At 66.0% G+C, this 14,977-nt stretch carries 3 protein-coding genes and 1 pseudogene; 2 read left to right on the plus strand and 2 right to left on the minus strand.

Translation table 11 applies throughout. The annotated features are described in order from the left end of the window. Nucleotides 1–160: pseudogene (locus ACZ7OO_RS36380) on the plus strand (IS256 family transposase); the annotation flags it as partial. A 1,430-nt stretch (nucleotides 161–1,590) separates the two neighbouring features. Here the strand turns inward: ACZ7OO_RS36380 and ACZ7OO_RS36385 are convergent. Both ACZ7OO_RS36385 and ACZ7OO_RS36390 read right to left on the minus strand, forming a co-directional pair. Beyond that, nucleotides 1,591–1,782: a hypothetical protein gene (locus tag ACZ7OO_RS36385; protein WP_471511641.1), complete on the minus strand. Its 192-nt coding sequence runs from the start codon at nucleotides 1,780–1,782 to the stop codon at nucleotides 1,591–1,593. Between the two features lie 400 nt (nucleotides 1,783–2,182). Beyond that, nucleotides 2,183–7,099 carry a LamG-like jellyroll fold domain-containing protein gene (locus ACZ7OO_RS36390; protein WP_471511643.1) on the minus strand — a complete coding sequence of 1,639 codons (4,917 nt, stop codon included), beginning with the start codon at nucleotides 7,097–7,099 and terminating at the stop codon, nucleotides 2,183–2,185. A 693-nt stretch (nucleotides 7,100–7,792) separates the two neighbouring features. On the opposite strand from ACZ7OO_RS36390, the gene ACZ7OO_RS36395 reads away from it, so the two are divergent. Continuing rightward, a complete protein-coding gene (locus tag ACZ7OO_RS36395; RefSeq protein ID WP_471511645.1) occupies nucleotides 7,793–14,923 on the plus strand; it encodes a polymorphic toxin-type HINT domain-containing protein in 7,131 nt (2,376 codons plus the stop codon). Nucleotides 14,924–14,977: the final 54 nt, after the last annotated feature.

Below are 14,977 nucleotides of genomic sequence, written 5' to 3' on the forward strand. Positions count from 1 at the left end.
CGCCCTCATCCGCCTGGTCGGCGCCGTCCTGGCCGAGCAGAACGACGAGTGGACCGAGGCCCGCCGCTACATGGGACTCGACCTGCTGGCCAAGGCCCGCCTCCACCCGATCGAGTCAGAAACCGACGACACCGTCCTGCCCACCGAACTCACCGCATAGCCTCAAAACGAGATCGCCGAGTGGCCGTCGATACACCACTCCAGCGGACGTGACCTGCTCCATGGCGCCCAACCCCGTGGCGCTGTACGAGAGGCCGGAATTGGTGCGGAGCACTGCTGCCCAGGTTGATGCCCTAATCCGATCTGACCAGGCTCGCGGTGATTCGACACTCTCCTTGGATACCCACCGCTGGGCGCGTGTTTTGCACAGGGAGCTGGGTGAAGCGGTTGACGACTTCAGCCGTGAGCTAAAGCGTCTCGCGAGGCGGGGGCTAGGCGTCATGTAGGCGACGCGGCCCGCGTCGTCGGGTGTATCGCAGATGGTGCGTGAACGGTGAGAGACAATGAGAGAGGGCGGGAGTCAGTGAGACTGACTCCCGCCCTCTTCTGTCGGCATCCGCCCTGGTCAGCGCTTGATTTCTGCTGTTCCTAGGCGAGTGCCCCCGGCAGGATTCGAACCTGCGCACACGGCTCCGGAGGCCGTCCCATTCCCGCGTGTTTCCGCAGGTCAGCGACCTACCTGACAGGTTGTCAGGCTCGTCGTCCCGCGCATGTCCCGCGAGAATGAAATGACCCATTCGCTCGTCCCGTCCGGAACATTCCCTGTGGCGGTCGATCCATGCACCATGACGTAGATCACGACTTCCTCGGACAAGCGTAGGGGTATCTGGCGCGCCCCTCAATCGAACAGGGAGGCTGTCCGGAGTGCGCGGGCAGGCCAGGAGAACCGGTTGTGCGTCGGGGCCGGTAGGGGTGCTCCCGCGCGGTGTCGGGGCGAACGGCGGCTGACGGGCGCGTGTCCCGCCGCTTCCCGTCCGGATACCCTCAGGGCATGTGTCCGTGTTGGGCTTCCGGCGGGCCGGGTGGGAAGTCCATGGCTGACGCGGTGCCGTAGTGGCGACCGCGCGCCGGCCTACGTGGTGATCGGTGTTGGCCGGAAGGCCGGCACCTCACGAACCTCGACGGCGAACAGGTGAGTCAGGCGTCGGGCGGGCGGGGTTGCCAATGGCGGCGGACGGGCGGGCGAAGGCTGGGAAGGCGCACGCCAGGGCCAAGAGGGCGTCTGTCGGCAACGGCTGAATTTTTCACCCGTTGCCGAGAGGCGTCGGTGTCCCGGCGCCCGTGGAAGCGCTCGGCGTGGAGGCTGCGATCCTCCTGCGAAAGCCCTGGGGGGCGGGCCACGGACTGAGCCGATCGGGTCATTGGCGTGGGTACGGCAGTTCTGCCCGCCTGCTCGTGATTATGGGCAGCCGTCGGGTGGAGTTGTGAGGTTGAGTTTGTGCTGCAACCTTTCGACGTGCGGGCAGGCGGTGGCGGTGGACTGTCAATGATGCGGGGGATCGCCGGTTTGGCCAACCGGCGATTCCGGGCTATGTTGCGCGGCCCGAAGCGGCGAGCGCAGGAAAATCATGATCTTGTGGGCTTGTTGGTTCAGAGCGTGCGTCGTTTGCGGATGGGCAGGATGCTCAGGGCCATGACGGTGCCGTCGCCCTGGAACGAGATCGAGTCGTTCCATTTCCTGCTCTCAAGGGGGTCGCGTCGTTTGGAGCGGAGTTCATAGGCCGCTTGCCGGTACTCTTCGACGCACCCGTCTTTGATCAGTTCGTACAGTCCTGAGTCCATTCCGGAGAATGCCTCGATGCGCGCGGCCCCATGCGTAAGACGTTGTCTGTGCCCGCGAATTTCGTGTCGCCGACCTCGATGTCTGCGTCGTCAATGCTCGATGTCGCAGCGAAGACAGGCACGTTGCAGTGTTCTCGCCCTTGGCGATCGGTGAGATACCGGGCCGCATGTTTTCCTCCGCCCGAGAATGTGGTCAGGCCGGCGGCTGGTCGCCGCAGTTCGGCTGGCTGCTGGGCTACGCGCGACCGCCGAAGGGCCAGACCCCGGCGCTCACATTGCCGTGGACCTGGGCGAGGGCGGAATGTCGTTGAACCGTCTATAACTACACATGGAAGAAGGCCCTCGCCTCACGGCGAGGGCCTTCGACCTCTTGGAGACACCCACTCTGTCAGGGGGGTGGTCAGGTGTAGTAGCCGCTGGTGTCGACGATGAAGTCGGCGGTGCCGTCGCTGTTGTTGTAGATGCTTATCTGTCCGTTGGTGTCGGTGGGGGTGAGGGTGAGGTTGGCGAGGGTGTCGCCGGTGCCCCAGTTGAGGCTGCTGGTGGCGGGTTTGCCGACGGCGGTGGGGTAGGCGATGGCGTAGCCGCTGCCGGTGGGGCCGGTGACGGTGAGCATGGCGGCGAGGGTGGGGGTGGTGGCCATGGTGACCTGCTGGGTGGTGCTGCTGGTGAGCGTGTAGGTGCCGAGGGATGCTACCGGGCTGGAGCTTCCGCCGATGCCGCTGCGGGTGTCGACGAGGCGGGTGGGGTTGATGGTGTGGAACTTCTGGCCGGTGGTGCCGGTGGTGTAGTAGCCGGCGATGTCGGCGATGACGGCGGCGGCGCTGCTGTGGACGGAGATGGTGATGGTTCCGGAGGTGCCGATGGGGACGTCGCCGGAGAGTGAGGCGATGGCGTTACCGGTGTTGAAGCTGAGGCTGGTGTCGGCGGTGGGGGCGTATCCGGTGGCGTATGCCTGGAGGAAGCCGGTGCCGGTGGCGTTGGCTGCGGCGAGGTTGACGGCGACGGCGGTGGCGTTGCTGGGGATGCCGTTGAGGCCGGTTGTCTGGAGGGTGAAGTTGGTGCCTGCGGCCACGGTGCCGGTGCTGGTCAGGCTGGTGTGGGCGACGCTGGAGCGGGTGTCCAGGGCACGGACCTGGCTGGTCAGCGGTGTGTAGGTCTGATTGCCGGTGAGGGTGGCGTCGCTGGTGAAGTAGCCGGTGACGTCGACGATCAGGGCGGCGGTTCCGCTGCTGCTGTCGAGGTGGGTGTAGAGGTCGATCTTGCCGTCGTTGCCGACGGGGACGATCTGGTAGCCGGTTCTGGTGGTGCTGGCGGTGAAGTTGGTGGATGAGGTGACGGGGCGTTGGGTGCCGTCGGCGTAGGTGGTGACGTAGCCGTGGTCGGTCTCTCCGGTGGCGGTGACGTCGATGGCGACGGCGGTGACCGAGGCGGGCACGGTGGTGGGTGCGCCGCTGACGGGTGTGGTGACGGTATCGCCGGCGATCTTGAGGTGGGTGACGGAGTCGGATGCGACCGTGCTGGCGCCGGCGGTGATGCCGCTGGTGTAGGTCAGGCCGCTGCTGCTGCGGGTGTCGAGGATGCGGGTGGGGGTGACGGCCTGGTGGTAGCCGGCCGGAGTGTAGGGCTGGGCCGGGGGTACGACGGATCCTGTCCAGGTCTGGGCGCGGGCGAGTTCGCCGCTGTAGTAGTCGGCGCGGGCGCTGGTGTGCCAGTCGTCGCCGAGCTGGAAGTTGCCGCTGGCGCCGGTGCTGGGTGCGGTGTGGTTGCCGGTGGCCACGAAGACGTCGTCGACGTAGAGGTTCATGACGGCGGTGGTCTTGTTGTAGGTGGCGGTGAGGTGGGCCCAGGTGCCGAGGTGGACGGTGCCGCCGGTGACGGTGTCGAAGGCCCAGGCGGTGCCGGCGCCGGTGTTGAGGCTGAACTGCCAGCCGTCGCTGGTGGGCAGGAGCAGGATCCCGGAGTCGGCGCTGCCGCTCTGGGAGAGGACGGCGCCGCCGTAGGCGGTGGGGTCGGCCCAGATGGACACGGTGAAGGACTTGGTCAGGTCCAGGGCCTTGGCGCCTTGGAGGTAGTCGTGGTCGGTGGCGTCGAGTTGGACGTCGGGGTCGAAGAGTCCGCCTTCGGGGGCGGTGACGCCGCTGGTGCCGGTGAGGGTGATCGCGCTGGTGGCCGCGTCGTCGGCGGTGAGGGCGGTGGTGTCGTAGTCGTTGAGGGGCCAGTCGTGGGTGTCGGTGCTCAGGGCCTGGCCGGTGGGGGTGGTGAAGGTGGCGGTGGTGCCGGAGAGGGTCATCTCATGGGCGGTGCCGGTGCCGGTGCTGCTGACGGTCCACACATCGGGTGTGCCGTCGTTGTTGATGTCGGCGGCCAGGAGGGTGGGCTGGCTGACGGAGTCCCAGCCGGTGGAGGCGGCCTCGACGGAGGTGAGGGTGGCGTCGGTGGCGCCGTTGGAAAGGTCGTCGTAGGTCAGGGTCTGCAGGTTGGTGGGACTGAGGTACCAGAGCTGGCCGTGCGAGGGGTCGCTGGTGTCGGTGCTGGTGTCGCGGGCGAACAGCTCTGGCATGCCGCCTGCGTCGAGGGTGCTGGTGATGGTCCAGCCGCTCCAGCCGGTGGTGCAGCTGGTGGTGGTGCTGGTGTTCTGGGCGAGGCAGTAGGGGTTGTAGTCGGCCAGGTCGGCGGCCTGGTCGGTCCCGGTGTACATGCCCTGGCCGTTGTCGGAGGGCTCGTCCCACAGGGAGCCGTTGATCAGCAGCAGGAGGTCGGGATAGCCCGTGGCGGTGTAACCGTTGACGGTGTTGTACAGGCTGCCGCCGCTCGCGATGGAGGTGGCGGGGGTGGTGGTGTTGGTGGTGGTGCCGTCGTCGTTGAAGGTGGTGTCGGTCCGGGTGAAGACGCCGGCGGAGTTGGTGACGGGGAGGGAGTCGACGGGCTGGAGGTCGGTGCCGTCGCCCTGGCCGCGCAGGATCTCGCTGGTGACAGCGCCGGTCGAGGTGTCGTAGCCGTAGTCGAGGACGTCGTTGAAGCCGGCGCCGGTGAAGAAGTGGCCGGTGATGGCCTGGGTGCCGGTGAAGGAGGTGGCGGTCTGGGTGGTGGAGACGCCGTTGCCATCGATGCCGATGTTCCGGGCGACGGCGTCGACCTTGCCGCCTCCGGTGCCGGTGGCCTGCCAGAGCCCAGCGGGGAGGGAGTTCTTGCCGCCGATGGTCAGCAGGTCGGCGTTGCCGTCGCCGTTGAGGTCGTCGTTGGTGGCGGTGGCGGGAGCCTTGGCGATGAACCGGTAGTCGTAGGTGTCTCCGATGTTGCCGGTGCTGGCGACGGCGGTGACGGTCAGGACGTCGGTCTGGGTGGTCGGCTTCAGCGAGATGCTTGCGGTGTAGGGGCTGGAGCTTGAGGCTGGGACGCTGACCGGGTTGCCGCCGTTGAGCTGGTAGCGGTAACTGCCGGGCGCGGTGCGGGTGTTGGTGTCCGTGATCGTGAAGCTCGCGGCTGTGCCCACCGTGCACTGGCTGTCGCCCGAGGGGCTGTCAGTGAGTTCGGAGCACTGGCTGGTGGTGGACGTGACGGGGGCGATGGTGGGGGCGCCGGGGGCGGTGGGGTCGTAGTAGAAGTGGCAGGTCTTGGACTGGCTGCTGGTCAGGTTCTGGTCGGTGACGGTGAGGTACCAGGCGAACTCGGTCTTCGCGGTGAGTGCCTGGAAGGGCCCGGAGGTGCTGGTGTGGGAGTAGAGGGTGCTTGCGGTGGTGCCGCTGGTGGCGTTGATCGCCCGGGTGTAGGTCGTGCCGCTCGTCATGTTCTTCAGGGTGAAGTTGGCGGTGAGCGGGCTGGTGGTGCCGTCCGGGTCGGACACCCCGGCACGCAGGGTGACGTCGCCCAGGCCCAGCGAGGTGGGAGTGGTGGCGGTGCAGCTGGTGCTCGGGCTGGTGGTCAGCGAGGTCGGCGTGTTGGGGGTGTGGTCGTAGGTGGTGGTGATGGTGGCCTGCTTGCTGAACTGCTTCCAGGCCAGGTCGTTGTTCTCGTCGGCGGCGCGCAGTCCGAAGGTGGCCTTGGACCACTTGTTGTTGGCGGCCGACTGCATCAGCGAGGTGATGTCGAAGGTGACGTCCGCGGGGCCGCAGGAGGTGGACCAGCCGTGGGCGACGGTCTGCGTGTCGAGCTTGCTGAACCAGAACTTCTTGTCGGGGTCGCTGGAGCTGTGCGTGTTGTTCCAGGTGGTGCTGGAGGAGATGGAGCCTGTGTGCCACAGGTCGACTTCCTCCTTGGTGCAGGAGGCCGACCAGTTCTCGTAGAAGGAGATGTTGGAGGAGATGACGTCCTGCGCGCCCCAGATGCTGCTGTGGATGCTCGTCTGGAACAGGGCACGGTTGGTGGAGACGTCGGGGGTCCAGTCGGTGTAGCCGACGTGCAGGGGGCCGGGCGTGGACGCCGCGGGCTTGTAGAACGAGGTGTCGGGCCACTCGCTGTCCACGAACGCCCACGCCTGGACGGTGTCGGTCTGACCCGAGGCGGTGAAGGACGGGTCGATGTAGACCGGGTAGACGGTGTTCTTGCCCCTCAGAAGGGTCCGTGCAGGGGACAGGCTGATGTGCCCCCGGTGGTAGGAGGCCTTCAGACTCGCCTTGCGGGCTGTGTCGCCCGGCGAAGCAGGGCTGGAGGCAAGGGGTACGCCGCTGCGCTTGTCCACGGTCTGCCCGGTGCGCGGGTCAGTCGTCTTCGGCGTGTTCGCGGCAGGCTGGCTGGAGTCCCACATGGTCGGGGCGGTGGCCGAGAACACCGTATGCCCCTTGCGGTCTTTGGCGGCGATGTCACCGGCCGCGTCACTGGCCAGTGTCACACCCGTGGCCTTGGTAGACAGGTTCAGGTCGGTGAGCGCGGGGCTCGCTGCGGCGGTGGCGTTCTTGACGACCAGGACCTCGCTGAACCCGCCGGTGTCCTGCGCGGTGACCGCGAGATCCACACCGGGCAGGACGTCGTGGTACGTCGCCGTAGCACCCGACAGCGCAGGCGCGTGCAGAGTGAAGGCTGAGGGAAGGGAGATGGCCAAGGCTCCGCTGCCAGCCCGCATGGTAGCCAGCGGGTCGTCCGCGCTGCCGCCGGAGAGAGTCAGTGAACTGGTGGACACCTTGGGGGAGATAGTGCCGTCTGAATGACGCACGAGCGTCGCATCCAGGCTCTTCCATCTGCCGTGCACCAGTTTGCGTACCGGGGCGAGCGTCTGTCTGAGCGTCAGCGTGCCGTTGGGGTTCGCGGTGAGTGTGGAGGAATCCGTGGTTGCGGCCGTTGCCTGGACCGGCTTGCCGGTGGCCCGGGCCTTCGCCATGGCTTGTGCCTCACCCAGCCCGGCGGAAGCGCCGGCTGATGTGCGGGCGCTCGCACCGACGTGAGATGCGGTGGCCGCGTGGGCGAGGCCGGGGAGCCCCAAGGCGCCGGAGACCGCGAGAGCGGTAGCACCGACGAACACGTGACGCGCCCACGAACGAGGCAGAGAAGGCCGCGAAGTATTTTGCAATTTCTTTCCCCCAACTATTCATGCTGATGGAAGATTCCGCCTGGGGCGAGCTCATCCAGTGCTCACTAATCTCGAACGGAGCTCAATTTTTGCAAAGCCCCATTGGTGTTTCTTGGTGATCCTGCTCCGGCGGGTCAATCGGTCGCGGGAGGTTTCCCGGTTCGGGCCCGCAGGTGGCAGGGCTGCGCCAACGTAAGGGGAATCAGTGATCCGGCGTAGGGTTGTGTGACCCAGATCACGGCATGTACACGCCTTGGATGTCCGCTTCTGGAGAATTTTGTAGAGCTTCTTGGGGTCGTTTTTTCCTAACTCTTTATTCATCTGCATTGAATCTTCATGTATTTCTTTCCGTCGGCGAACGATCACCGGTACGGCAACAAGCCGCGGTGAGCGTTCGGTATTTCGGCATGTCGTCATGACGAGGGGGAGGCCGTGTCCGGTAGACGTGCGCGTGGAAACAGCGGAGCCGTAAGGGCGCGGTACCGGCGTACGGCCGGGAGGCTCTTGGCGGGGTGGGCTGCGGTACTGGCCTGGTCCCTGTGCCTGACCCTGGCCTTCGGGTCAACGGCGACCGCGCTGACCCTGTCCAGCACGACCGCTACCTCGACGGCCGCGAAGCCGAAGGCAGATCTGGGCCGTTCGGTCACGGGGCTGAAGCCTGTTCTGCACAAGCGTGTGCGTCTCTCCGGCGCTACCCGGCACACGGCCGTGCCGACCCGGACGGCATGGCCGGCCGCGAAGGCCGGGACCTTGAAGCTCACAGCGCCGAAGCACTCGGCGGCCACTGGCTCCAAGGCCGCCGCGGCGGGAACACCGGTGTGGGCACAGGCAGTAGCACCCCGCAAGGGCATCTACGCCGGCCCGACGACCCTCGGAGTCTCGGTCCAGTCACGGTCGCTGTCCAAGCGGCTGGGCGTATCCGGCCCCGTCTGGTCCCTCGCCGCCGCTCAGAGCACCGGGAGTGCGACGGTTGGCTCCAGCCGACTGAAGGTAGGGCTGGACTACGGTGCCTTCCGCGAAGCTGTCGGCGGTAACTACGCATCTCGGCTGCGCCTGGTGGAGCTGCCCGCGTGTGCGCTGACCACCCCTCAACTGGCGAAGTGCCGCAAGCAGACGCCGCTGACGTCCCTCAACGACCCCAAGAACACCGCTGTATCTGCCGAAGTCACCTTCGGCAGCACGGGCTCGGTGAAGAGCGCCGCCTCCACAGACGCCGGCCGGACTGCCGCTGACACAGCGGATCCGGCTGTCTACACCGGTGCGGTTTCCGAATCGGCAAGGGCCCAGACGGCCTCGACCTCCGGCGCGGCAACGGTGATCGCGGCCACCGACTCGACGGGCCAGGAGGGCGGGGCCGGAGGCAACTACGCCTCCACCCTGTCGTCTGCCGGCTCCTGGGGCCAGTCGGGATCCTCGGGTGACTTCACCTACACCTACAAGGTGGAGTCACCGGCAGCCTCGACGTCACTGGCACCGGACGCGTCACTGTCCTACGACTCCGGCAGCGTCGACGGCAAGACGGCCAACACTCAGGCCCAGTCGTCCTGGGTGGGCGACGGGTGGACCACCCAGGACTCCTTCGTCGCACAGGAGTTCACGCCTTGCTCCGACTCTCCTGAGGGCAGCGCCGGGTCGGTGACCACGTCGGACGAGTGCTACGACGGCCCGGTCCTGACCATGTCGCTGAACGGGTCCTCGACGTCGATCGTCTACGACAAGGACTCGTCCACCTACAAGCTGGCCAATGACAACGGCGCGACGGTCACGAAGGTGACCGGCTCGTCGAACGGGTCAGGCACTTATGACACGTCCTACTGGGTGATCACCGAGCGGGACGGCACCAAGTACTACTTCGGCCGCAACGAGCTGCCCGGCTGGGCGTCCGGGAACGACACGACGAACTCGGTGGACTCCGAGCGCGTGTACTCCGCCCACTCCAGCGACCCCTGCTACAACTCCACGGCCACCAGCAGCTACTGCACCATGGCCTACAAGTGGCACCTGGACTACGTCACCACCGCCACCGGCGACGCGATGGCGTACTACTACAAGCAGGACACCAACTACTACGGCGCCTACAACGGAGCCTCCGAAGTCCAGTACGTGCGCGACTCCTACCTCGCGCACATCGACTACGGCTTCACCACCGCCACCGGCCCCTACGGCACCGTCCCCGACAAGATCGTCTACAACCCGTCGGTCCGCTGCACCTCCACCAGCACCAACTGCGGTAACGCGGAGACCTCCTCCAACGCCTCCTACTACCCCGACGTCCCCTACGACCTGATCTGCGCCAAGGGCGCCACCTGCAGCGCGTACGGGCCTTCGTTCTTCTCCACCGTCCGGCTGGCCTCGATCACCACGCAGCAGTACTCGGTCTCCTCCAGCGCGTATGTGACGGTCGACTCCTACGCGCTGACTCAGACGGAGCCCTCTACCGGGGATGCGACCAGCGCGACGCTGTGGCTGTCCTCGGTCCAGCGCACCGGTTCGGACACCACGGCGGGCGGCTCGACTTCGTCGATCACCATGCCGGCGGTGAATTTCACCGGCTCGGCCCTGGAGAACCGGGTGAGCACCTCCACCTACCCGGGCCTGTTCCGCTATCGCATCACGGCGATCATCAACGAGCTCGGCGGGAAAACCGGGGTCTCCTACTCGCTGCCGACCGCCTGCTCGACCTCGGCCACGCCGTCCTCGAACACGGCATCGTGCTTGCCGGAGTACTGGACTCCCAGCGGCTACATCAGCCCGATGCTGGACTGGTTCAACAAGTACGCGGTGCAGGAGGTCCTGGAGACCGACACCACCGGCGGCTCCGCGATCAAGGAGACCGACTACTCCTACAGCGGTGCGGCCTGGCACTACGACGACGACGAGAACACCAAGGCCAAGTACCGCACCTACGGGCAGTGGCGCGGCTACCAGCAGGTGACCACCACGACCGGCAACGGCGCCGGCGACGCCAAGACCAAGCAGGTCGACTCCTACTACCAGGGCATGGACGGCGACTGGCTCTCGTCCACGAAGACCCGGAGCGTACCGCTGACCGACTCCCGGGGCGGCAGCCACACCGACTCCCCGCAACTCGCCGGGCAGATACTGGAGTCCACCTCCTACCTCGGCAACGGCGGAGGCGTCGACCATTCCACCATCACCTCGTACTGGATCTCCGCAGCCACCGCGACCCGTACCCGGTCCGGACTTCCGGACCTGACCGCCAACGCGACCGGCACCGCGGAGGAGTGGACCCGGCAGCGGCTGACCGACAAGGGCAGCACCAGCTGGCGCTACAACGAGACCGACACGACCTACGACGCCACCCGCTCCGACGACGACTTCGGCCTGCCGACCTACGTTTACGCGCATACCGTGCCGGCCGACTCCGCCTACGACCGCTGCACCGCCACCACCTACGCTCCGGCCAACACCAGCGCCAACATCGTCGGCCTGGTCTCCGGTACCGAAGAGGACTCGGTCGCCTGCTCCGGCTTCACCGAGGGATCCATCACCTCGGTCCCCAGCGGGCTGAACACCCTGAGCGCCCCCGCCAGCGTCAACCGTCCCGACCAGGTCGTCTCCGCCACCCGGACCTTCTACGACGACTCCACCTTCGCCACCGCGTTCCCGCAGGTCAGCGCCCCGACCATGGGCCTGGTCACGATGACCCGCAAGGCCACCGACTACGGCTCCGGCGCCTTCACCTGGCGGACCTCCGCACAGAACGCCTACGACAGCACCTACCACCGACTGTCCAGCACGACCAACGGCAACGGCAACACCATCGCCACCAGTTACACGGTCAACTCCGCCTATCTGACCACCGGGCAATCGGTCACGGAGCCGACCGTGAGCGGGGTTGCCCATACGAGTAGCTCGACGCTGGATCCGGAACGTGGGCTCACGCTCACGAGCACCGACGCCAACCACGTGGTGACCACCGTCCAGTACGACGCGCTGGGCCGGGCCACCTCGGTGTGGAAGAACTCCCGCGCCACCACCTCGCTGGCGAACCTCACCTACACCTACACCCTGTCCAACAGTGCCCTTTCGGGCGTTGTCACCAACAGCCTCAACGACAACAGCGGTTACCTCACCTCGGTCGCCATCGCGGACTCCCTCGGCCGCGCACGCCAGACCCAGACCTACACGCCGCAGGGCGGCCGTCTGATCAACGACACCCTCTACGACTCACGCGGCTGGACGGCGAAGAAGAACACCGACTACTGGGACTCCACCACCACCCCCACGCTGGCCCTGGACTCGATACCCGACACCAACGTCCCCATCCAGGACGTGTACACCTACGACGGGCTCGGCCGGCCGATCTACGACATCTCCGAGAAGAACGGGTCGATCGTCTCGACCACCACCACGGTCTACAACGGCGATGCCACCACCGTCATCCCGCCCACCGGCGGCGTCACCAAGACCACCCGCACCGACCCGGTCGGCCGCACCAGCGAACTCGACGAGTACACCACCGCGCCCACGCTGACCACGCCGCTGAACACTGCTACCGGAGTCTTCTACCTCACCGGCGGCACCACCAGCGCCACCACCTACGGCTACGACGGCCACAACCAGCAGTCCACCGTCACCGACGCCAAGAACCAGGTGTGGACCACCACCTACGACCTGGCCGGGGAGGTGCTCACCAAGACCGACCCCACCGCCGGCACGACCTCCGCCATGACGTACGACGGGGAAGGCAACCTGCTGCAGGCCCAGGACTCGCGCGGCAAGTACGTCTCCTACACCTACGACGCCCTCGACCGTAAGACCGGCCAATACGCCGCAGCCACCGCAGACCAGGTCGCCTACGCCTCCACCAGCTCACCGGGCAACCAGACCGCGGCCTGGGTCTACGACAACTCCAACACAGCCATCTCCGGCATGACCTACCCGGTCGGACACGTCACCACAGCCACCTCCTACAGCGGCGGCTACGCCTACGTCCAGCAGGCCGTGAACTTCAACGTCTTCGGTGAATCCCTGGGCGAGGAGACCATCATCCCCTCCGCCGCGCAGGGCAGCGTCCTGGGCAAGACGTGGAAAATCACGCACTCCTACACCAGCGTCAACGGACTGCTCTGGACCGACGGCTACGCCCTCGGCGGCGGACTGCCCGCCGAGACCGTCACCCATGGCTACAACAACGACGACGAAGCAAACGCGCTGGCCACCACTGCCTACAGCTACGTGCAAAGCACCGCGTACAGCGCCTACAACCAGGTCGCCCAGGTCCAGCTCGGCTCCTCCAGCTCGTACGCCACCGTCACCGACGGCTACGACTCGCACACTGGAGACCTGGTAGACCAACTCGTTACTCGCTCCACCACCACGCCCAAGACTGTTGACGAGACCGCCTACACCTACGACCTCGCCGGCAACATCTCCCACCAGACTGAGACCCGCTCCGGCTCCAGCACCACGGCTGAGACCCAGTGCTACACCTACGACACCCTCGACCGCCTCACCGCCGCCTGGACCACTGCCTCAACCGCCACCGACACCTGCAACGCCACCCCCACCACTAGTGACCACAGCACCGTCGGCGACGGCATCACCGGCGGCACGTACTGGACCAGCTGGACCTACGACGACATCGGCAACCGGCTCACCCAGACCCAGCACACCGTCTCCGGCTCCGGCAGCGACACCGTCACCAACAGCGCTTACTCCAGCAGCCAACCCAACACCCTGACCGGCACCACCACCACAGGCGGCTCGACCGGCTCAACCAGCTATGTCTACGACGAGGCTGGTAACGCCAAAACCCGCACCACCAGCACCGGCGATCAGACCCTCGTCTGGAACAACGCCGAACAGCTGACCAGCGTCTCCAACAGCACCACTGGTACCGCCACCAGCTACATCTATGACGCCGACGGCAACCTGCTGCTGCAGATCGACCCCAGCACCACCACCCTGTACCTCGGCAGCGAACAGATCACCCTCAACGACTCCGCCGGCACCGCCACCGGCGTGCGCTACTACACCGCCCCCGGCGGAGCCACCATCGTCCGCACCGGCACCGGCACCAACTACGGCTTCGAACTCGACTCCGACCAGCACGGAACCAACAGCCTTTACCTCGACTACACCGCCCAGACCCCCACCTGGCGCCAGTTCGACCCCTACGGCAACAGCCGCGGCACCACGACCACCTGGGCCGACAACCGCACCTTCCTCAACAAGACCACCGACACCACCACCGGCCTCACCGACATCGGCGCCCGCGAATACGACCCCACCATCGGCCGCTTCATCAGCCTCGACCCCGTATTCGAAGCCACCAGCCCCCAAGAACTCGGCGGCTACACCTACGCCGGCGACGACCCCGTCGGTGAGAGCGACCCCACTGGTCTGTGCATGGCAGACCTGTGCGGCATCGGCTACCCCATCGGCGGCACCGGCAGCAGCCCCAGCAACCCCAAGCGGTACGTCACCACCGGGCCTATCGACCCCGGAAATGCCAGTGCTGGCTACTGTCACTACGGCTCATGCAGCCTGACCCTCTACAACGGCACAGCACACAGTGGCAACGGCAACGGCACGACCACACGGTCCAAGGGACTCGGTGAGAGTATTGCCCTCGGACAACTTGCTGGCATAATTGACACCCTTGATCACGTGAGCGACGCCGCGAATCCGGCCTGCTGGTTCGACTCGGGTTCTTGCAGTTACGACCCGGCGACAACTACCAAAGCAATGGAAGGTCTCGGAGCGGATACTAATTCACCCACCTATAAAGCTGCCTACGGTAGCGGTAGTGAAGCCACCGTGTTGGCAATTGGTGGAGAATTCGACGAAGAAGGGGAAGGGGTTCTCGGGCGATGTAGCTTTGCCCCCTCCACTCCGGTTCTGATGGCGCATGGCAAGACCAAGCTGATCAGCAAGATTGCGGTAGGCGACAAAGTCGAGGCTGCCAATCCCAAAACCGGAAAGCAGCAGGGAACCCGGACCGTCCAGCACGTGTGGATCAACCACGACCACGACCTGCTCGACCTCACCATCCGCACCAAGAACGGCCACACCGCCACCCTCCACACCACTGCCAACCACCCGTTCTGGGACGACACCACCCACACCTGGGTCGCCGCTGGCAAACTCCACCACGGTGACGCCCTCAACACTCCTGCCAACGGCCATGTCTTCGTTGTCACCACCAAGGCCACGCCGGGTGCGGCGAACCGCTGGAACCTCACCATCCAGCAACTCCACACGTACTATGTGCTCGCTGGAAATGTGGCCGTACTGGTACACAACGTCGGGAATTGTCCCGTGGATGGGGTCGAGCACGGAGCAATCGGCGAAGCGGCTTCACTGGATCGTCTTCAGAAGGGTGGATACACGGATATCACGCCGCAGGTTCGATTCAAAAACAGTAATGGTGATGTCTTCATCGCGGACTACGTCGCTCGCAATCCGAACGGTGACTGGGTTGCCGTGGAATCTAAGGTGGGTAGTGCGACTGTGACGGACAACCAAGCGGCCGGGTACCCGGAGTTGACGAGCCATGGAGCAGTGCTAAATACAAGCAAGCTTGAACACTATGGGTTGAAAAAGGGGAGTACGGTGAAGATGCAATTGGAAATCGATCACTGGCAGTGCGGCGTATGTAATCCCTGATGCGGGAATAGGCGGGCGGGAAGCTTGCTTCCCGCCCGCCTAACGGGCACCCGC

It is taken from the genome of Streptomyces sp. NPDC111744 (assembly GCF_055634995.1).

What these genes read in the sequence shown, in the direction of transcription:
- ACZ7OO_RS36385 (WP_471511641.1), bottom strand. Translation starts at nt 1,782, where the DNA reads ATGGACTCAGGACTGTACGAACTGATCAAAGACGGGTGCGTCGAAGAG.
- ACZ7OO_RS36390 (WP_471511643.1), bottom strand. Translation starts at nt 7,099, where the DNA reads ATGGCGAAGGCCCGGGCCACCGGCAAGCCGGTCCAGGCAACGGCCGCA.